This is a genomic window from Mesorhizobium sp. M0698, from assembly GCF_040320455.1.
Lineage (GTDB): Bacteria > Pseudomonadota > Alphaproteobacteria > Rhizobiales > Rhizobiaceae > Mesorhizobium.
On the sequence record NZ_JAMYPQ010000004.1, the window covers coordinates 414,812 to 433,287 of the forward strand.

Sequence of the window (18,476 nt, forward strand, 5' to 3'; positions counted from 1 at the left end):
GCCTCACAGCTCCTTGCGGATGTCGACGATGCGCAGGATGCCCGCGACCATCAGCAGCACCAGCACCAAGAGCACGACGGCGTTGGCGGCGGCTGCCGGATATTGCAGCAGCGACATCTGGTTCTTCATCATCAGCGCGACGGAGGCGCTCTGCCCGCCGGACATCACCTGCACCGTCGAGAAGTCGGCCATCACCAGGGTGACGACGAAAATGGTGCCGATCGCCATGCCGGGCTTGGCGAGCGGAATGACGACGTTCCACAGAACCTGCCAGCCGGAAGCGCCGGCGTCGCGCGCGGCTTCTATCAATGACTTGTCGATGCGCATCAGCGTGTTGAAGATCGGCGTCACCATGAACAGCGTATAGAGATGCACCATGGCCAGCACCACGGCGAATTCGGAATAGAGCAGCCATTCGATCGGCTTCGGGATCAGCCCCATTTGCACCAGCGTCGAGTTGACCAGGCCATTGCGGCCAAGCACCGGAATCCACGAGATCATGCGGATGATGTTGGAGGTCAGGAACGGCACCGTGCAGACAAGGAACAGCACCATCTGCATGGCCGTGGTCCTGATATGGAAGGCAAGGAAATAGGCGACCCAGAAACCGATGAACAGCGTCAGCGCCCAGACGATGGCGGCGTATTTCAGCGTATTCAGGTAGGTTTTCCAGGTGACCCAGGAGCCGAGCGTGTCGGAATAATTGGTGGTCAGGAAATCCGGATACATCGCTGCGAAATCGTAATCCCAGAATGAGACCACGGCGATCATCAGAATTGGCAGCAGGAGGAACGCGCCGAGGATCAGGGCAAGTGGTGTTGCCTGGAGATAGGGGACGAGGGCGCCGATCGAGAGCCGGCGGCGTCTGGCGGGTTTGGCGGCGGCGGTGGCGGGGCGTTCGAGCGCGGCTGTCATGAACATCTCGGTATAAGTCAGCGATGCGGCGAAGCCGCCTTTCCTTCTCCCCCTTGTGGGAGAAGGTGGCCGAGCGAAGCTCGGTCGGATGAGGGGTGTTCCAGCTTGGCACCAACAGCGCTCCGGCCGGCACCCCTCAACCGTCTTGGCGCTGCGCGCCAATCCACCTTCTCCCACAAGGGGAGAAGGGGAAGACGTTGTACCTACGCAGCGATGAACTCGTTCCAGCGCTTCACCATGTAGCGGTCTTCGTCCATGACCGAGTTCCAGCAGGCGACCTTGCCCATGCGCTCTTCGAAAGAGCCGCCGTCACGCACGGCGCCAGCCTTTTCCATGACCTTGCCGTCCGGCGACAGGATATCGCCCTTTGCCGGCTTGCCTTCGATCCAGTAGCCCCACTCGTCCTCGGACATGAACTTCTTGGCCGACACCATGTTGGCCGAGTAATAGCCCTGGCGGTTGAGATAGCCGCCAACCCAGCCGGACGTGTACCAGTTGATGTATTCATAGGCGGCATCGAGTTCGGCGCCGGAGAGATGGGCTGCCAGGCCAAGCCCGCCACCCCAGGACCGGTAGCCTTCCTTGAGCGGCTGGAACCGGCACGCGATGCCCTTGGAGCGGACCGCGGCCACGGCCGGCGACCACATTGACTGGATCACCACTTCGCCTGAAGCCATCAGGTTGACGCTCTCGTCGAAGGATTTCCAGAAGGCGCGGAACTGGCCGGCTTGCTTGGCCTTGATCAGGAAGTCGATCGTCTTGTCGATCTCCTCCTTGGTCATGTTGCCCTTGTCGGCGTATTTGATGTTGCCGGTGGCTTCCATGATCATCGCCGCATCCATGATGCCGATCGACGGGATGTTGAGGATGGCGGTCTTGCCCTTGAAGGCCGGATCCATGATGTCGGCCCAGGTGGTGATATCGCGGCCGACGAGGTCGGGGCGGATGCCGAGCGTATCGGCATTGTAGATCGTCGGCACCATGGTGAACCAGTTGGTCGGCGCCTTGGCGAAGACCTTGCTGTCCTGCGCCTCGACGTAACCGACCGTGTGCGGCGCGGTGCCCTGGGCGATAACGCTGTCCGGCGCCAGCTTGCCGGTTTTGAACAGCGGCACCAGCTCGTCGTAATATTTCAGCTTGGTGACATCCATCGGCTGCAGGACGCCTGTCGGGAACACCTTCTTGCAGATCCAGTATTCGATGTCGGCGATGTCGTAGCTGTCGGGCTGCGTCACGGCGCGCTGTGCGGCGGCGTCGGAATCGGTTGCTGTCATCTCCAGCGTGATGCCGAGATCGGCCTTGCACTTGTCGGCGATGGCATTGAGGTTGGATACGCCGGTGCCGAACTGGCGCAGCGTGATGTTCGATTGCGCCCAGATGGTCGGAAAGCCAGATATGGCGCCGGAACCGGCGGCGAAACCGACGGCGGCGGCACCTGTCTTGAGCAGCGAACGTCGCGATATTCCAGTCTTCTTGTCGGTGGTGTTGGTCATGTTCAGTTCCCCTGTTTTGATTGGTTATGCTGGATTTCAGGAATCGAGACGACCAAGGACGATCGCGTCCTCGGCGTCCCAGGCGATCGGCACTGCGTCGCCGACGGCAACCGGGCTGGCGAAGAAGCTGGTGTCGTCGACGATTACGGTGAAATCCTCGATGCCGGCGCCATTGACCGAGAGCTTCACGGTCGAACCGCGGTACTCGACGTTTGAAACGATGCCGGTGAAGCCGAGCCCGGCTGCCGGCGGCTCGCCGATGCGCACGTGGTCGGTGCGAATGGCGATGTCGATGGGTTCCCCGGTCTCCCTGCCCTGCCCGCTGGCCGCGAGCGTGACGCCGCCGGGCACATCGAAAACGACCATGCCGTCGCGACTGCCGGCGACGCGCCCGGAGATGACATTGTGGTCGCCCATGAAACGAGCGACGAAGGCCGTGGCCGGCCGCTCGAACACCGTGCGAGGGTGCGCCGCCTGCTCGATACGGCCATCGTTCATCACCACGATCAGGTCGGCCAGCGCCATCGCCTCTTCCTGGCTGTGGGTGACGTGGACGAAAGTGATGCCGAGCGACGTCTGCAGCTTCTTCAGTTCGGCTCGCATGCGGATCTTCAGGAAAGGATCGAGCGCCGAAAGCGGTTCGTCGAGCAACAGCGCCTCGGGATCGGTGATCAATGCGCGCGCAAGAGCAACGCGCTGCTGCTGCCCGCCGGAAAGCTGCGCCGGGCGGCGGCTGGCATAGGCCTCCATCTGCATCAGCTTCAGCATGTCGAGTGCCTTGGCGCGGCGCTCCTCCTTGCCGACGCCTTTCATCTTCAGGCTGAAGGCGACATTGTCGATCAGGTCGAGATGCGGAAACAGTGCGTAGGACTGGAACATCATGGCAGTGCCGCGCCTGGCCGGCGGCAGGTCGGTGACCACTGTGTTGCCGAGACGCACGTCGCCACTCGATATGCTCTCGTGCCCGGCGATCATGCGCAGCGTCGAGGTCTTGCCACAGCCGGACGGACCGAGCAGGCAGCAATAGGTACCCGCAGGGATTTTCAGGCTGATGCCTTCGACGGCAGTCGTCGCGCCATAGACTTTCGAAACGGACACAATGTCGATTTCGGCGGCTTTGGACATCCAGCTTCCCCTTTGGTCGGATTAGCCAAAGCATCATGCGTGCCAGTTGCGCGCCGCCGCACCAACCGACTGAATCCTCGAAGAAATCAGGGCCGCCTCTATATAGCTGCCGATACGTCGCCCTTGTGCAATGCACAAATTATAGGCGATTGCCGCCGATCTTCGCAAAGATCGTATGCAATCTTTTTCATCTCTGTATTCACTTTGTCTCTCGTCCAAGCGATGCGATTCAGGGTAGAAGAACGCAGGACCACTGCCATGAACATTGCCGACCAGACCTTCCCTGCTATCGAGGCCGCCAACGAGGATCGCGCGCAGGCGATCCGCGACCAGTTGCGCGACGCGATCGTCGATCGCCGGCTAGCGCCGGGAACAAAGCTATCCGAAGGCGAAGTCGGCACGCTGTTCGATGTCAGCCGCACCGTGGCGCGTGCGGCACTGCAGATGCTTTCCTTCGAGGGATTGGTGCGCACCGAGCGCAATCGCGGCGCCTTCGTCGCCAATCCGTCGCCGGAGGAAGCGCGGCAGGTTTTTGCTTCGCGCCGGCTCATCGAACCAGGCATCGCGATTGCCGCCGCCGGACGGATGACGCCGGCGCATGTCGCCGCGTTCAAGGCCCAGCTCGACGAAGAAGGCCGTTTCATCGCCGAACGCGGACCGAACGCAAGGCGATCGGAGATCAAGGCGTCGGGGGATTTTCACCTGCTTCTGGCGTCGGTCGCGGGAAACGTCATCCTGCAGCGCTTCATGGAGGAATTGGTCGCTCGTTCATCGCTGGTGATCGCACTCTATGGCCGCTCGGGCATCTCGAGCTGCGGCCACAACGAACACACGCAGATCCTCGAGGCGCTGGAAAATGGCAATGCCGAACGCGCCAGCGCGCTGATGCTGCACCACATCGACCATATCGAGGCCGACCTCGATTTGCGCGTCAGGAGCGGCCCGGCACTCAGGCAGGCGCTCGAGTTCTGAGATCGCGTCAACGCACGATCCTCACGCACATCGGTGTGCCAATCTCGATGGATCGGCCGGTGTCGGTCAGCCGGCCGGTTGCGGCATCACGGGCGAAAATCGAGATGCGGTCGGCATTCTGGTTGGCCGAGAACAGATGGCCGCCCGAGGGCGTCAGTGCCAGATTGCGCGGCGTGGCGCCGCCGCAAGGCGTATAGCCCACAAGGGCAAGCCTGCCGGTTTGCTGGTCGATCGAAAACACCACTATGCTGTCATGGCCGCGGTTGGAGCCGTAGAGAAAGCGGCCGTCAGGCGAGATCTGGATGTCGGCGCAGTGATTGCCGTCGCGCGCCTCGGGCGGCACGGCCGGCTTGCTGTCGATCACCGTAAGCTTGCCTGATGCTTCGTCCAGCGCCAGCGAGACAACCGTCGAATCCAGCTCGTTCATGACGAACACGAAGCGACCGCCCGGATGCAGTGCGAGATGGCGCGGACCCGCGCCTGGCGCAAGCGCCGACTCGGCGAGCTTCGTCAGGCTGCCGTCTGAGCCGATGCGATAGGACACCAGCCGGTCGATGCCGAGGTCAGCGACGATCGCCATGCCGCCGGCAACCGTCTCGGTTACGCTATGGGCATGCGGCCGCTCCTGGCGGGCAGGATCTGGTCCGGTCCCGCTATGGGCAACGCTCGACAACGGCGCTGTCAGGCCGCCATTCTCACCCAACCCATAGACCACGACCGAGCGATCGGGGCCGCCCTCGCCCATGCCGTAATTGGCGACCAGCAGCTTCGTCCGGTCGCGCGTGATGGCGTTGTGCGCCGTGATGCTGCCCAGCGTCGGCTGCTTGTTGATGTAGGACAGCGTGGCGGTCTGCCTGTCGAAACGGTAGGCCGAGACCACCCCTTCGCGCCAGGTGAACACTTCTGAGTTGGCATAGATGTGGGAGCCGTCCGGCGTCACCGACAGGAAGGTGGGATTGTCGATGTCTCCCGTCTCGGCCAGTTTCTTCGTCCGCAGCGTCCCTTCGTCGAAACTGTAGACACCCAGCCCGATGCCGCGCGCGCCCTGAAAATACGGGGCGTCGCGATTGAGGCTGCCGACGAAAACCAGACAGGCATTCTGCATCACTTCCTCCCTTGTTCCGCCGGCATTGGCCCCGACGGAGCAGGCAAAATTTCGCCTGTTCACGCTTGCAACACAACCCCATATGTGAAAATACTATTCACAAAAGAAGATTGACGGGAGGATCGATCATGCATTTCGCTGGTCTGCGGCGCGCCCTGATGGACGATTCCCGCTCCCAGAGGAAGTCGTCATGAGCGGTTTCGCGCCAACCGTGGGCGTGGCATCGACACACCCCGCCAACATGCCTAGGAATCACGCCGACCTTCCCGTCTGGAACGCGGAGAACTGGTTCTACGAAGACTGGCCGGTCGGCCAGAAGATCCGCTCGCTGCGCCGGACCATTGCCGAGGGCGACAGCCATCTCTTCAACACGCTGGTGCTCGACATCCATCCATACGTGCAGGACCAGATGTTCGCCGAGACGCAAGGCATTTTCGGCAAGCGGCTGGTGGCAGGGGCCTTCGTGTTCTCAGCCGGGCTCGGTCTCGTCGCCACCAATTGCATCAACGCCTTTTCGTATGGCTACGACAAATTGCGCTTCATCAAGCCGGTGTTCATAGGCGACACGATCTATTCGATCCGCTCCAACCTCGACAAGAAGCCAAAATACAAGGAAATGGGGCTGATCCGCGCCAGCTATGAAGTCTTCAAGGGTGAAGGCGAGCTCGTGCTTTATTGCGAGCACCTGCAGACGGTGAAGTACCGCAATCCGGCCGATTTCGCCGGCAAGACGGAGAAATAGGCAATGGCTGCCATTGCCGAACTGCCGCTGACCGGGCTCATCGTTGTCGATATGAGCCAGTTCTTGTCCGGGCCTTACTGCTCGCTGCGACTACTCGACCTCGGCGCTCGCGTCATCAAGATCGAACGGCCGGACGGCGGCGATCTGTCGCGCCGGCTCTATCTCAGCGACACCGAGATCGGCGGCGATTCCACCATTTTCCATGCGATCAACCGCGCCAAGGAAAGCCTTGCCATCGACTTAAAGGACGAGGCCGACCTTGCGGCGCTGCGCGGCCTGCTGGCCAAGGCCGACGTGCTGATCCAGAATTTCAGGCCCGGCGTCATCGAACGCCTGGGCTTCGATTACGAGGCGGTGCGCAAGATCAATCCGCGCCTGGTCTATGCCTCGATCAGCGGCTATGGCGAGGAAGGCCCGTGGGTCAAGCGGCCCGGGCAGGATCTGCTGGCGCAGGCCCGCTCCGGCGTGATGTGGCTGAACGGCGACGAGGACCAAGGGCCGGTGCCCTTCGGCCTGGCGATCGCCGACATGCTGGCGGGCTCCGCCGCCGCGCAAGGCATCCTCGCCGCACTGGTGCGGCGCGGCGTGACCGGCAAGGGCAGCCATGTCGAGACCAGCCTGCTCGAAGCGCTGGTCGACTTCCAGTTCGAGGTGCTGACCACGCATCTCAATGACGGGCGCCGGCTGCCGCGGCGGTCGAGCTTCCGCAGCGCGCACGCCTATCTCTCGGCGCCCTACGGCGTCTATCCGGCCAAGGGCGGCTATCTGGCGATCGCCATGACGCCGATCTCGAAACTCGCCGATCTCCTCGGGCTCGAGGAGCTTGCGCCCTATCGCGACCAGCCGTCGACCTGGTTCACCGCCCGCGACGAGATCAAGGCGATCATCGCGCAAAAGATCGCAACGAAGACGGTCGACGAATGGCTTGCCATTCTCGAGCCTGCCGACATCTGGTGCGCCAAGGTTTTGACCTGGCCGGAAATGATGGCCAGCGAAGGCTTCCAGGTCCTCGACATGCTGCAGACGGTGACGCGCGAGGATGATGTTTCGATCCTCACCACGCGCTCGCCGCTCAGGGTAGACGGCATCCGCGCGAAGGTCGAGCGGGCCGCGCCACGCATCGGCGAGCACAGCGCAAAAATCCGCGTGGAGTTCGGGCTGTGAGCGACGTCACGCTCAAAGGCATGACCTGGAGCCATCCGCGCGGCTATGACCCGATGGTCGCCTGTTCGAGACTGTGGAAGCAACAAACTGGCATCGCCGTTGAATGGGACAAGCGCTCGCTGCAGGATTTCGAATCCTTCCCGGTCGAGGAACTGGCCCGTGCCTACGACCTGATCGTCGTCGACCATCCGCATGTCGGCCAGATCACCGCCGAGAATTGCCTGGCGCCGCTCGATGTCGCCGGCCGGGAAGCCGAACGTGCAGCACTTGCGGCGGGCAGTGTCGGCCGGTCCTTTCCGAGCTACGACTGGCAAGGCCGGCAGTGGGCGTTTCCGATCGACGCGGCCAGCCAGGTGCAGGCATGGCGGCCCGACATGCTTTCGGCTGCGCCGGCGAGCTGGGCCGATGCCCTCGATCTGGCCCGGCAAGGCCACGTGCTGTTGCCGCTCAGGCCGCCGCATTCGCTGATGGTGTTCTACACGCTTGCCGGCAATCTCGGCCGGCCCGCCGGTGAAGGCCCTGGCGACCATGTGGATCCGGCAGCGGGCAAGCAGGTCTTCGAGATGATGCGCGAGATCGCAGCCCTCGTCGACCCGGCCTGTCTTGGCATGGATCCGATCGCGGTTCTGGAGCAAATGGCCGGATCCGGCTCGCGGATCGCCTGCGCGCCGCTGATCTATGGCTATGTCTCCTATGCCATCGCCGGGTTTCGACCCAACCGCCTGGCTTTCGCGGATATCCCGGCCGCTGGCAATGCCGGCCCGATCGGCTCGGCGCTCGGCGGCACCGGCATTGCCGTGTCGGCCTTTTCGAAGGCCAGGCAGGCGGCAATCGACTTCGCCTACTGGATCGCCAGCGGTGACGTGCAGCGCGGCCCTTACGCCTCGGCCGGCGGCCAGCCCGGCCATGCGGCAGCCTGGACGGATGCCGCCGTCAACGCCGCCGCCGGCAATTTCTACAAGGACACCCGGGCCACGCTCGAAGATGCCTGGGTGAGGCCGCGGCACGACGGCTACATGGCGTTCCAGCAGGCGGCGTCCGATCGCATCAATCTCGGCCAGAGCGAAAGGCACAATGCCGCTCGCGTCGTTGCCGATCTCAATCGCCTGTTTCGGGAGAGCCTTTCGACGCAGGTGTCCGGCGTTGCCGGCGGAGGAGCCTGAACAACCGAACGGAGGAGAACATGAACAGCCTGATCCGCGGCCTTTTGGCCGCAACCGCACTTGCATCGGTCACGACCATAGCCTGCGCTCAAGACGTTTCGGGCGTGATTGCTGGATTGCCGACCGAACTGAAGGCACAATATGACGGCGCGCCGCAAAAGGTGCTGCCGTCGGCCTGGGACAATTTCACGCCGCCGTCAAAGCCGTGGAAATGGTGCCACTCCGAGTCCTACCAGGGCAATCCGTGGCGCGTCACCGTGACCAAGGAGTTGAAGCGGCTGGTCGACGGCCTGATCGCCGACGGCACCGTGGCGAGCTTCGAGGTGTCGGATTCCAACAACGACGCCAGTCAGCAGATCAACCAGATCCGCGCCTTCATCGACAAGAAATGCTCGATCATCACCTCGATCCCCGGCTCGGCAACGGCGCTGGACGACGCCATCGATGCCGCAGCCAAAGCCGGCATCCCCTTCATCACGGCAGCTGGGTCGGTGACCAGCGCGAATGCGATCAACGTCGATTCCAACTATGCGCGCTGGGGCTACGACATGATGACGGCGATCGGCAAAGCAATGCCGGACGGCGGCAGCGTGCTTCTGGTCGAAGGCATTGCCGGTCACCCGATCGTCGTGCAGGAGCGCCAGGGTGCCGACAAGGCGCTGGCCGAAAATTCAAAGCTCAAGGTCTCGCGCACCGTCAACGGCAATTGGACGGCCAACGTCACCAAGACGGCGGTGCTGCAGGCAATCGCCACCAATCCGGCGCCGATCGATGCAGTGTGGACGACGGGCAGCGAAAGCCGCGTCGTTGCCGAGGCCTTTGCCGAGGCCGGCCGCCCTGCCCCGCTGATCACCGGCTCGATCACCGGCGATGCGCTCGGCTACTGGAAGGCCAATCCCGACAAATACCGCTTCGAAGGCCATGCGGTTCTGCCGCACTGGACGGCCGAGACGCTGTTTCGTGTCGGTGCGCGTATGCTCGAGGGCCAGAAGCCCAGGCTCAACACGCTGCTGATCCCGATTCCGCCGGTGCACAATGCCGACCTCGGCGCCTGGTACAAGGACTGCATGACGCCGGACGCCGTCTCGATCTTCCCGGTCCCGCCGAAGGATCCGATGCCGGAGGAATGGCTCGATGCCTATTTCGCCAATCCGGCACCGACCAAGGGCTGGGACTATTCGAAGGTGCCGGACGCCTGCGCCAAGTAGCATTTATGAGGGCCGGCTCCGCACCAGCGGTGCCGGCTTTCTCCATCAGGATTGCTCATGCTGGAAGTCCAGGCCATCTCGAAACGCTACGGCGAAACGATCGCGCTGGCCAATGCCTCAATCGCATTCCGCGCCGGCACGATCCACACCATCCTGGGCGAGAATGGTTCGGGCAAGAGCACGCTGGTCAAGCTGCTGTCGGGGATCGTCCAGCCAGACAGCGGCGCGATCCTGCTCGACGGAGCGCCCTTTGCCGGCCTCTCGCCGGCGGCGTTCCAGGGCGCCGGGTTCGCCACCGTGTTCCAGGAAGTGCTGATCGCGCCTGACCGTTCGGTGACGGACAACATCCTGCTCGGCCTCGACGGCCTGCTGACGCGCACCGTGCCGCGCGCCGAGCGGCGGCAACGCGCGCAAGCGGTGCTGAAGCGCTTCGCGGTGACCGAGATCCCGCTCGACCAGTTGGCCGGGCAATTGCCGCTTGCGGTTCAGCAATTGGTAGTGCTCGCCCGCGCTGTGGTGCGCAGCCCGCGCATTCTCATCCTCGACGAGGTTACGGCGGCGCTCGACTTTGCCGATCGCGAGGCGGTCTTTGCCATGATGCGCAAGCTTGCCTCCGAAGGCTGCCTGATCCTGTTCATCACCCATCGCATGGACGAGGTGATGTCGCTTTCGGACCGGATTTCCGTCCTTCGCGGCGGCAGCGTGGTGACGACTGAGGAACGCGGCACGTCCACCGCATCCGAACTTCTCAGAGCGATGGCGCCACGCACGGCGGCGGAGCTGGCGCATGGCTGATCGCGCCAGCCTTTCGGTGCGTGGCCTGGTGATCGCGCCGGGCGCAAGCCCCATGACGCAAACCATTGCGCCGGGCGAGATCGTCGGCCTTGCCGGCCTCGACGGCCACGGACAGGAGCGGTTCCTGAAAGTGCTGGCCGGCCTGGAACGCCCGGCCGGCGGCGAGGTGACCGTCGAGGCGCCAACCGGAGCGCGCGCGATCACCAATTTCCGCAAGGCGGTCGCCGGCGGCATCGCCTATTTGCCGCGCGACCGGCGCACCACCGGCATTTTTCCGACGCAATCGGTGCTCGACAATTTTGCCGTCTCGACGCTGTCGCGCGATATGCGTTTCGGCCTGCTCAGCTTCGCCGCGCGGCGGCAGCGCTATGAGAGCTACCGGGACAGACTGTCGATCATCGCGCCACGGCCGGACGCCCCGATCACCACGCTTTCCGGCGGCAATCAGCAGAAGGTGCTGCTGGCCCGCGCATTGGCGCTGGAACCGGCGATCCTGCTCCTCAATGATCCGACGCGCGGTGTCGACGTGGCGACGCGCCATGTCCTCTACGATGTGTTTCGTGGACTGGCGGCGGACGGCATGGCGCTTGTCATCCTGTCGAGCGAGATCGAGGAGATCCTGCTGCTTTGCCATCGCGTGCTGGTGTTCCGCGAACAGCAGGTGGCGGCCGAAATCACCGGAGACGCGATGAAAAGCGATACGGTGATCGCCGCCATGTTCGGACGCGCCGCATGAGCGGGTTGCGGCGCATGGCGGCGCGATGGCGCGGCGCTGGCTTTGCGGCAGTGCTGCTGGCCATCCTGATCGCGGTCAATCTGCTGCTCAATCCGGCGCGCTTCCATCCTGCCGCCTGGGGCGCGCTGATCGGGCTCGCCGCGCCGCTGATCGGCGCAGCGGTCGCCTCGGCTCCGGTGATCCTCGCCGGGCGCGGCGGCATCGACATTTCCGTCGGGCCGCTGATGGGCTTCGTCAATGCGATGGTGATCCAGGTGCTGTTTCTCAGGCTTGGCATGTCTTCGCCGCTGTTCATCGTGCCGGCGGCGCTTCTGATCGGCGCGATCGTCGGCGCCGCCAACGGCTTTCTGGCGACCATCGTCCGCATCCAGCCGATCGTCGCAACGCTCGGCACCTATCTGATCCTCACCGGCATGACGCTGACCATCCTGCCGGCGCCGATCGGGCCGGCGCCGGGCTGGCTGAAGGCAATGGCCGGACCCTGGTCGGCGCTGCCGCTGGCGCTGATCTTCCTGTTCTGGTGGCTGGTGCGGCAGACGCCTTATTACGACCAGCTGATGGCGGTGGGCAGCGACGATCGCGCCGCCTACACGGCCGGCGTTCCAGTCACCAAAGTCCGTTTCATCGCCTATGTCATGACCGGCATACTTGCCGCCTGTGCCGGCCTGATGCTGACCGCGCTGATCGGTTCGGCCGACCCTAATATCGGGCCAAGCTACACGCTGATCGCGATTGCCGCGGTGGCGCTCGGCGGCGTCAGCCTTGCCGGCGGGCGCGGCGGGCTCGCCGGGGCCGCGATCGGCGCTGTCGACATCTTCCTGCTGCAGAGCGTGCTGACCGCCTTCAACGTCTCCACCTATGTGCTGCAGATCGCCTATGGCGCGATCCTGGTTGTGGCCGTGATCATGACGGCGCTGCAGGAGCGGCTATCAGGGCGGAAAGGCTGAGAAGCATGAGCCGGAACTGGTTCCAATCCACCAATGCCCGCGTCGCCGGTGCCTTTGCCGTCGCTGTCGCCTTGCATGTCCTTGGCACCTTGCTCATCCCGGGCTACTCCCAGCCCTTCGCCATCCGGGCGCTGCTGGTGATCGCCTCGCTGCTGGCGGTGGCATCGATCGGCCAGACCCTCGTCGTCATTCTCGGCGGTATCGATCTGTCGATCCCCTTCATCATCGGCTTTGCCAATGTCGTTGCCGCACAGCTCTACGGCGACGGCTGGAATTTTGTTTTTGTCTGCGCGGCCGTCGTCGCGCTCGCCATACTGATCGGGGCGCTGAACGGCCTGATCTCGCGCGGGCTCGACATCCACCCGCTGATCGTCACGCTCGGCACCGGCATGATCGTGCAAGGTGCCGTCCTGTTGTGGACCGGTGGCTTTCCGTCCGGATCGGCGCCTGCAGCGGTTTCCGCCTTCGTTTCGATCGGCGGTTCGGTCGGACCGCTGCCGGTGCCGGGGCTGGTGCCATGCGTCGCGGTGCTGACCTTGCTGGTGGCGCTGGTGCTGGCGCGCACGCCCTACGGCCGCCGCCTCTATGCCCTCGGCAGCAATCCAGGTGCTGCGCCGCTGGCGCTGATCGATCCGGTCCGCATGTGGACCGTGACCTATGCCGCGAGCGCCTTCTTCGCCGCCGCGGCCGGCGTGCTGCTGCTCGGCTTCACCGGTTCGGCCTATGGCGATGTCGGCCAGCCCTATCTGTTCCAGACGATCGCAGCCGTGGTGGTCGGCGGCGCCGCCCTTGTCGGCGGCCGCGGCAGCTATTTCGGCACCATTGCCGGCGTCCTGGTGCTGACGGAAATCAACACGCTGCTGATCGGGCTCGGCTTCCGGCCCTCGACCGTGCAGGCGGCACTTGGCCTGGTCATCGTGCTCCTGGTTTCGCTCTACGGTCGCGAGCGGCACGTGTCGGCGACGATCTGAGGCCACCTATTCGTTTGAGCCGCATTTGTGCGACGCCAAGGGATTCCACTTGGCTGCAAAATGCTCTACAAACTCCACAGCCGCTTGGCGTTGCCGGACAGCAGTTGTTGCCGTTCATCGGCGCTGGTGCCGGCAAGCAGCGCGTGCGTTGCCGCAATCCAGGTCGCAAGCCCGCCGCCGAGCGTGCAGACCGGCCAGTCGCTGCCCCAGACGACGCGGTCCCAGCCGAAGCATTCGATGGTGTGCTCGACATAGGGAAGCAGCGTTTCGACAGTCCAGGATCCGGCATCCGCATAGGCGACCACACCGGAAATTTTGCCGACGACGTTCGGGCGCCGCGCGATCTCCGCCATGTGCTCGCGCCAGGGGTGCTCGGCACCACCCTTGATGTCGGGCACGCCACAATGGTCGAGCACGAACTGCACGTCCGGCGCGAGGTCGGCGAGTGCAATCGCCTTGGGGATCTGGTGCGGCAGAACGACAAGGTCGAAGCTCAGGCCGGTGCCGGCAAGCCGCTTGATGTTTTCACGAAACAGCGCGCCCTCCGAAAGCTCGTCCGGCATGACGTGCAGCACGCGGCGAAAGCCTTTGACGAAAGGATCGGCGCGCTGGCGCTCGAGATAGGCGGCAAAGCCGGGCCCTTCCGGACGGCAGGAGGCAATTGCCCCCCGCAGCAAGCTGGCCTTTTCCCGCGACAGCGCTTTGACACGGCTGGTTTCAGCCTCGATGTCGGCAGGATCGACATCGACCTCCATATGCAATGCGCCCTCGATGCCGGCGCGGCGGGCCTGGACTGCATATTCGTCGTAGGAGAAATCGCGGTTGAGCGCCGGCACGCCGGCCAGCCAGGGATAGCGCAGCGCGGACTGGTCGATCAGGTGCAGATGGGTGTCGAAGATCATGGTGGCGCTCCTCCTTGGCGACTTCGGGATCATCTCACGGAGAAATTCTTCATTCAAATAAGAATTCATCGCGATTGCTTGACGGTCGATCCCGCCAGTTGCGACAGCTTTTCGGTCGCTGCCAGCAGCAGCTCAATCGTCCTCGTAATGTCGGGCGCCTTGGGTGCGTTGACCAGGGTTATGTAGGGGATCGACAGTGCGGCGATGGCCTTGCCGTCCGAGCCGAGAACGGGCGTCGACAGGTTGAACACGCCTGCCGTCTGCATCGACGCCATCATCTCGTAGCCGCGTTCCCGGATCTGATCGAGGCGGGCGAAGAATTCCGGCGATTGCGGTGGCTTGTCGGTGCTGCGCAGATGTTCTGAGATCATCATCTGCCGCTCTTCCGGCGGGCGGAACGCCAGCAACACATGGCCGGAGCCGGTGTCGAACAGGCTGATATGCGAGCCAACGCGGATCGAGATGCCCCAGTAATCCGGCGCCTCCTGCTGTGCGATCACCACCGCGGAACCGCGATCGAAGACGACGAGCTGATTTGCCTGCTGTGTGGTTTCGGCCAGTTCGCGCATCAGCGACGTCGCATAGGAAACCAGCCGGCGCACCGGCGCGTGCAGCTGCGCCAGGCCAAACAGCTTGAGCGTCAGCGAATAACGGTCGCCATCCGGCCGCGTGACGTAGCCGCGCCGCACCAGCCGGTCCAGCATGCGGTAGAACTCGTTCGGGCTGCGGTCGAGCTTCTTGGCGATTTCCGCCTGCGTCAGGCCGCCGTCGACGCCGGCCAGCAGCTCGAGAATGTCGAGCCCCTTGTCCAACGCCGGGGCTCGATAGCGGTCGTCTTCCTCGTCCTCTGCCATTGGGCTTCTCCAGTGAATTTCATCTTTCATATACGCATAACGGCATTGCTTCCGGAAGAACTTTCGGCTTGACGATCCTATAAATGTTTTGTTTGTATATGAATGAAGCTGCCGATCAGCCCTCGCTATGGATCGACGCAGACTCTTGGGAGGATACCAATGACGAAACTGTTTTGCGGCCTGTCGGCCGGCGTAACGCTGCTCGCACTGGGTGCGAGTGCCCTTGCTGCCGACCTGCCCGGCAAATTCGACGGCGTCACCATCGACGCCAAGCTGATCGGCGGCCAGCAATATGAAGGGCTGTACGCGCGCATCGGCGAATGGGAAAAACTGACCGGCGCCAAGGTCAACGTGATCTCGAAGAAAAATCACTTCGAGCTCGACAAGGAAATCAAGTCGGACATCGCCTCCGGCAGCATCAACTGGTGCGTCGGGTCGAACCACTCGTCCTTCGCGCCGCAATATCCTGATATCTACACCGACCTAAACAAGCTGCTGCCGAAGGAGGAGATCGACGCCTTCGTGCCGTCGACGATCAAGGCCTCGACGCTCGACGGCAAGCTGGTGATGCTGCCGCGCGCGCAGTTCGACGTGTCGGCGCTCTACTACCAGAAGAGCCTCTACCAGGACGAAGCCAAGAAGGCCGCCTACAAGGCCAAGTACGGCAAGGAACTGACACCGCCCGACACCTGGGACGAGGTCGCCCAGCAGGCGGAATTCTTCGCCAGCCCGCCCGATTTCTATGGTACCCAGTTCGCCGGCAAGGAAGAGGCGATCAACGGCCGCTTTTACGAGATGCTCATCGCCGACGGCGGCGAATACCTCGACAAGGATGGCAAGCCGGCCTTCAACTCGGAAGCCGGCGTGCACGCGCTCGACTGGTTCGTCAATCTCTACAAGGCCAAGGCGGTGCCGGCCGGCACCACCAACTATCTGTGGGACGATCTCGGCCAGGGCTTTGCCTCGGGCACCGTCGCCATCAACCTCGACTGGCCGGGCTGGGCAGGCTTCTTCAACGATCCGAAGTCGTCGAAGGTCGCCGGCAATGTCGGCGTGAAGGTGGCGCCGAAGGGATCGGCCGGCATTCGCACCGGCTGGTCGGGGCACCACGGATTTTCGGTCACCGAAAACTGCGCCAGCAAGGAAGCCGCGGCGTCGCTGGTCTGGTTCCTGACCAATGAGGACAGCCAGAAGCTCGAGGCGGCAAGCGGCCCACTGCCGACCCGCACGGCGGTGTGGGACTGGGACATCCAGCAGGCGGCCAACGATCCTTACAAGAAGGAAGTGCTGGCGGCTTTCCAGGAAGAGGCAAAGCACGCTTTTGCCGTGCCGCAGACACCTGAATGGATCGAAATCTCCAACGCCGTCTATCCCGAATTGCAGGCCGCCATCCTTGGCGACAAGACCTCCAAGCAGGCGCTGGACGACGCTGCCGCCAAGGCCACGCAAATCCTCGAGGACGCCGGCAAGCTTTGACCATTCTCCCAAGGGGGCGCCGCGCTCATCGAAGAGCGGCGTCCCCGAACTTTTTACGAACCATGCGCAACACGCTTTGTCTTGATCCCAGCTCGCCGATGGCGGCCTTCGGTGTCCGGGCACCAACCAGAACCGGATCGCCATGAAAGGCTGGAGACCTTCGCCGCCATTGCTGCTCCTGCTGCCGGCGGTGATCGTTCTGGCGGCGGTGGTGGTGGTGCCGCTGCTGCTTTCGCTCTATTCCAGCTTCACGCCGTTCCGGCTGACCAGGCCGGAGACGTTCTGGGTCTTCATCGGCGCGCGCAACTACGTCACCATCCTGACCAGCCGCGCTTTCTGGGTCGCCTTTGCCCGCACAGTGGTGCTGCTGACGGTGGCGCTCAACCTGGAAATGCTTATCGGGCTCGGGCTGGCCCTGCTGGTGGAGAAGGCGTCGCGCGGCCAGCGGATCCTGCGCACCATCATGATGTTTCCGATGATGTTTTCGCCGATCCTCGTCGGCTTCCAGTTCAAATTCATGTTCAATGACAATATCGGCCTGGTGAACAACGCCCTGCAGGGGCTCGGCCTGACCGATCGCGCCATCCCGTGGCTGATCGACGGCAATCTCGCCTTCATCGCCATCCTGATCGCCGAGATCTGGTCGTCGACCTCGGTGTTCGCGATCCTGATCCTGGCCGGGCTGCTGGCGATGCCGCGCGAACCGGTCGAGGCGGCCCGCGTCGACGGCTGCACGCCGTGGCAGACATTCCGCTATGTCACCTGGCCGTTCATCATGCCGTTTGCTTTCATTGCCATGACCATCCGCTCACTCGACGTCGCGCGCGCCTATGACATCGTCAAGATCATGACCGACGGCGGCCCCGCCGGCCGCACTGAACTGGTCTGGACGCTGGTCGCCCGCACCGCCTATGGCGATGCCAGGATGGGCCTGGCCAATGCCATGGCCTATTTCTCGATCCTGCTGTCGATCCTGTTCACCGTCTATTTCTACCGCAAGCTCGCCGCGGCGCGCACGCAGATCGCGGCGGAGTGGTGAGGATGGACCAGAACAGCCTGCATCGCGTCGGCAACAAAGCGCTCGGAATCGTTCACGGCATCGGACTGTTCCTGGCCATGCTGGTCATCTGCCTGCCCGGCATCTGGATCGTGCTGTCGTCGCTGCGGCCGACCGTCGAAATCATGGCCAAGCCGCCGGTGTGGATCCCGCAGCAACTCTCGCTCGACGCCTACATCGCCATGTTCAGCGGCGTCGGCCAGGGCGGCATTCCGGTGCTCGACTACTTCCGCAATTCGCTGATCATCTCGGTGACCTCGACGGTGATCGCCATCGTCATCGGCATGGCCGGCGGCTACGCCTTTGCGCGCTACCGCTTTCGCGCCAAGTCGGCGATGTTCCTCGGCCTGATGCTGACGCGCACGGTGCCCGGCATCGCGCTGTCGCTGCCGCTGTTCTTCGTCTTTGCGCGGCTCGGCATCATCGACACGCATTTCGGGCTGATCCTGGTCTATGTCGCGCTCAACGTGCCGTTCACCGTCTGGCTGATCGACGGCTTTTTCCGCCAGGTGCCGAAAGACCTCGCCGAAGCCGCGCAGATCGACGGCTGCACGCGCTGGCAGGCCTTCTGGCAGGTCGAGTTTCCACTCGCCGGGCCCGGCATCGCCTCGGCCGGCATCTTTGCCTTCCTCACCTCCTGGAACGAGTTCGCGCTCGCCTCGCAGCTGACGCGCTCGATCAACTCCAAGACCCTGCCGGTCGGCCTGCTCGACTATACGGCCGAATTCACCATCGACTGGCGCGGCATGTGCGCGCTCGCCGTGGTCATGGTCATACCGGCGCTCACGCTTACCTTCATCGTCCAGAAACACCTCGTCGGCGGCCTCACTTCCGGCGCGGTGAAAGGCTGA

General features: G+C 63.7%; 18 protein-coding genes. 12 read left to right on the top strand and 6 right to left on the bottom strand.

Annotated elements, in window-relative coordinates; all coding sequences use genetic code 11:
* Nucleotides 1–3: 3 nt before the first annotated feature.
* The 3 genes from NKI16_RS12320 to NKI16_RS12330 all read right to left on the bottom strand — a co-directional run bounded on the left by NKI16_RS12320 (nucleotide 4) and on the right by NKI16_RS12330 (nucleotide 3,533).
* Nucleotides 4–915 carry an ABC transporter permease gene (locus NKI16_RS12320; RefSeq protein ID WP_023676073.1) on the bottom strand — a complete coding sequence of 304 codons (912 nt, stop codon included), beginning with the start codon at nucleotides 913–915 and terminating at the stop codon, nucleotides 4–6.
* Nucleotides 916–1,118: 203 nt separating this feature from the next.
* On the bottom strand, nucleotides 1,119–2,408 hold the full coding sequence (locus NKI16_RS12325) for an ABC transporter substrate-binding protein (protein ID WP_023676074.1): 1,290 nt from the start codon (nucleotides 2,406–2,408) through the stop codon (nucleotides 1,119–1,121).
* A gap of 36 nt (nucleotides 2,409–2,444) precedes the next feature.
* Nucleotides 2,445–3,533: an ABC transporter ATP-binding protein gene (locus NKI16_RS12330; protein ID WP_352569303.1), complete on the bottom strand. Its 1,089-nt coding sequence runs from the start codon at nucleotides 3,531–3,533 to the stop codon at nucleotides 2,445–2,447.
* A gap of 258 nt (nucleotides 3,534–3,791) precedes the next feature.
* Between NKI16_RS12330 and NKI16_RS12335 the strand changes: the two genes are divergently transcribed.
* A complete protein-coding gene (locus NKI16_RS12335) occupies nucleotides 3,792–4,505 on the top strand; it encodes a GntR family transcriptional regulator (protein WP_023676076.1) in 714 nt (237 codons plus the stop codon).
* Nucleotides 4,506–4,512: 7 nt separating this feature from the next.
* Here NKI16_RS12335 and NKI16_RS12340 read toward each other — a convergent pair whose 3' ends face one another.
* The gene (locus tag NKI16_RS12340) at nucleotides 4,513–5,610 is read right to left on the bottom strand and encodes a lactonase family protein (RefSeq protein ID WP_352922819.1); all 1,098 of its coding nucleotides are present in this window, start codon (nucleotides 5,608–5,610) and stop codon (nucleotides 4,513–4,515) included.
* 190 nt (nucleotides 5,611–5,800) lie between these two features.
* Here NKI16_RS12340 and NKI16_RS12345 point away from each other — a divergent pair, with 190 nt between their 5' ends.
* The 8 genes from NKI16_RS12345 to NKI16_RS12380 are packed head-to-tail and all read left to right on the top strand — an operon-like array spanning nucleotide 5,801 to nucleotide 13,336.
* Complete coding sequence (locus tag NKI16_RS12345; protein WP_023676078.1) at nucleotides 5,801–6,352, top strand: MaoC family dehydratase; 552 nt, start codon at nucleotides 5,801–5,803, stop codon at nucleotides 6,350–6,352.
* A 3-nt stretch (nucleotides 6,353–6,355) separates the two neighbouring features.
* The gene (locus tag NKI16_RS12350) at nucleotides 6,356–7,516 is read left to right on the top strand and encodes a CaiB/BaiF CoA transferase family protein (RefSeq protein ID WP_352569300.1); all 1,161 of its coding nucleotides are present in this window, start codon (nucleotides 6,356–6,358) and stop codon (nucleotides 7,514–7,516) included.
* Nucleotides 7,517–7,536: 20 nt separating this feature from the next.
* Nucleotides 7,537–8,679, top strand: coding sequence for an extracellular solute-binding protein (locus NKI16_RS12355; RefSeq protein WP_352575676.1), 1,143 nt, complete (start codon nucleotides 7,537–7,539; stop codon nucleotides 8,677–8,679).
* Between the two features lie 20 nt (nucleotides 8,680–8,699).
* Nucleotides 8,700–9,887 (top strand): ABC transporter substrate-binding protein, encoded by a 1,188-nt coding sequence (locus NKI16_RS12360; RefSeq protein ID WP_352922822.1) that lies wholly within the window; start codon nucleotides 8,700–8,702, stop codon nucleotides 9,885–9,887.
* A gap of 57 nt (nucleotides 9,888–9,944) precedes the next feature.
* Entirely contained in the window at nucleotides 9,945–10,682 is a 738-nt protein-coding gene (locus tag NKI16_RS12365; protein ID WP_352922825.1) for an ATP-binding cassette domain-containing protein, read from the top strand.
* A complete protein-coding gene (locus NKI16_RS12370; RefSeq protein WP_023676083.1) occupies nucleotides 10,675–11,418 on the top strand; it encodes an ATP-binding cassette domain-containing protein in 744 nt (247 codons plus the stop codon). The genes NKI16_RS12365 and NKI16_RS12370 overlap by 8 nt, the downstream gene beginning before the upstream one ends.
* Complete coding sequence (locus NKI16_RS12375; RefSeq protein ID WP_023676084.1) at nucleotides 11,415–12,365, top strand: ABC transporter permease; 951 nt, start codon at nucleotides 11,415–11,417, stop codon at nucleotides 12,363–12,365. Before NKI16_RS12370 ends, NKI16_RS12375 begins: the two co-directional genes overlap by 4 nt.
* Nucleotides 12,366–12,370: 5 nt before the next feature.
* A complete protein-coding gene (locus tag NKI16_RS12380) occupies nucleotides 12,371–13,336 on the top strand; it encodes an ABC transporter permease (protein WP_023676085.1) in 966 nt (321 codons plus the stop codon).
* A gap of 65 nt (nucleotides 13,337–13,401) precedes the next feature.
* Here NKI16_RS12380 and NKI16_RS12385 read toward each other — a convergent pair whose 3' ends face one another.
* Complete coding sequence (locus tag NKI16_RS12385; RefSeq protein WP_352922830.1) at nucleotides 13,402–14,238, bottom strand: amidohydrolase family protein; 837 nt, start codon at nucleotides 14,236–14,238, stop codon at nucleotides 13,402–13,404.
* 65 nt (nucleotides 14,239–14,303) lie between these two features.
* Nucleotides 14,304–15,092 carry an IclR family transcriptional regulator gene (locus tag NKI16_RS12390; protein ID WP_352575508.1) on the bottom strand — a complete coding sequence of 263 codons (789 nt, stop codon included), beginning with the start codon at nucleotides 15,090–15,092 and terminating at the stop codon, nucleotides 14,304–14,306.
* Nucleotides 15,093–15,251: 159 nt separating this feature from the next.
* Between NKI16_RS12390 and NKI16_RS12395 the strand changes: the two genes are divergently transcribed.
* The 3 genes from NKI16_RS12395 to NKI16_RS12405 all read left to right on the top strand — a co-directional run bounded on the left by NKI16_RS12395 (nucleotide 15,252) and on the right by NKI16_RS12405 (nucleotide 18,476).
* Nucleotides 15,252–16,568 carry a type 2 periplasmic-binding domain-containing protein gene (locus NKI16_RS12395; protein WP_352575506.1) on the top strand — a complete coding sequence of 439 codons (1,317 nt, stop codon included), beginning with the start codon at nucleotides 15,252–15,254 and terminating at the stop codon, nucleotides 16,566–16,568.
* A gap of 142 nt (nucleotides 16,569–16,710) precedes the next feature.
* Entirely contained in the window at nucleotides 16,711–17,607 is an 897-nt protein-coding gene (locus NKI16_RS12400; protein WP_352922834.1) for a carbohydrate ABC transporter permease, read from the top strand.
* A 2-nt stretch (nucleotides 17,608–17,609) separates the two neighbouring features.
* On the top strand, nucleotides 17,610–18,476 hold the full coding sequence (locus tag NKI16_RS12405) for a carbohydrate ABC transporter permease (RefSeq protein ID WP_352451567.1): 867 nt from the start codon (nucleotides 17,610–17,612) through the stop codon (nucleotides 18,474–18,476).

What these genes read in the sequence shown, in the direction of transcription:
- NKI16_RS12330 (WP_352569303.1), bottom strand. Translation starts at nt 3,533, where the DNA reads ATGTCCAAAGCCGCCGAAATCGACATTGTGTCCGTTTCGAAAGTCTAT.
- NKI16_RS12395 (WP_352575506.1), top strand. Translation starts at nt 15,252, where the DNA reads ATGACGAAACTGTTTTGCGGCCTGTCGGCCGGCGTAACGCTGCTCGCA.
- NKI16_RS12405 (WP_352451567.1), top strand. Translation starts at nt 17,610, where the DNA reads ATGGACCAGAACAGCCTGCATCGCGTCGGCAACAAAGCGCTCGGAATC.
- NKI16_RS12385 (WP_352922830.1), bottom strand. Translation starts at nt 14,238, where the DNA reads ATGATCTTCGACACCCATCTGCACCTGATCGACCAGTCCGCGCTGCGC.
- NKI16_RS12380 (WP_023676085.1), top strand. Translation starts at nt 12,371, where the DNA reads ATGAGCCGGAACTGGTTCCAATCCACCAATGCCCGCGTCGCCGGTGCC.
- NKI16_RS12345 (WP_023676078.1), top strand. Translation starts at nt 5,801, where the DNA reads ATGAGCGGTTTCGCGCCAACCGTGGGCGTGGCATCGACACACCCCGCC.
- NKI16_RS12365 (WP_352922825.1), top strand. Translation starts at nt 9,945, where the DNA reads ATGCTGGAAGTCCAGGCCATCTCGAAACGCTACGGCGAAACGATCGCG.
- NKI16_RS12325 (WP_023676074.1), bottom strand. Translation starts at nt 2,408, where the DNA reads ATGACCAACACCACCGACAAGAAGACTGGAATATCGCGACGTTCGCTG.
- NKI16_RS12340 (WP_352922819.1), bottom strand. Translation starts at nt 5,610, where the DNA reads ATGCAGAATGCCTGTCTGGTTTTCGTCGGCAGCCTCAATCGCGACGCC.
- NKI16_RS12355 (WP_352575676.1), top strand. Translation starts at nt 7,537, where the DNA reads ATGACCTGGAGCCATCCGCGCGGCTATGACCCGATGGTCGCCTGTTCG.
- NKI16_RS12390 (WP_352575508.1), bottom strand. Translation starts at nt 15,092, where the DNA reads ATGGCAGAGGACGAGGAAGACGACCGCTATCGAGCCCCGGCGTTGGAC.
- NKI16_RS12320 (WP_023676073.1), bottom strand. Translation starts at nt 915, where the DNA reads ATGACAGCCGCGCTCGAACGCCCCGCCACCGCCGCCGCCAAACCCGCC.
- NKI16_RS12370 (WP_023676083.1), top strand. Translation starts at nt 10,675, where the DNA reads ATGGCTGATCGCGCCAGCCTTTCGGTGCGTGGCCTGGTGATCGCGCCG.
- NKI16_RS12375 (WP_023676084.1), top strand. Translation starts at nt 11,415, where the DNA reads ATGAGCGGGTTGCGGCGCATGGCGGCGCGATGGCGCGGCGCTGGCTTT.
- NKI16_RS12400 (WP_352922834.1), top strand. Translation starts at nt 16,711, where the DNA reads ATGAAAGGCTGGAGACCTTCGCCGCCATTGCTGCTCCTGCTGCCGGCG.
- NKI16_RS12335 (WP_023676076.1), top strand. Translation starts at nt 3,792, where the DNA reads ATGAACATTGCCGACCAGACCTTCCCTGCTATCGAGGCCGCCAACGAG.
- NKI16_RS12360 (WP_352922822.1), top strand. Translation starts at nt 8,700, where the DNA reads ATGAACAGCCTGATCCGCGGCCTTTTGGCCGCAACCGCACTTGCATCG.
- NKI16_RS12350 (WP_352569300.1), top strand. Translation starts at nt 6,356, where the DNA reads ATGGCTGCCATTGCCGAACTGCCGCTGACCGGGCTCATCGTTGTCGAT.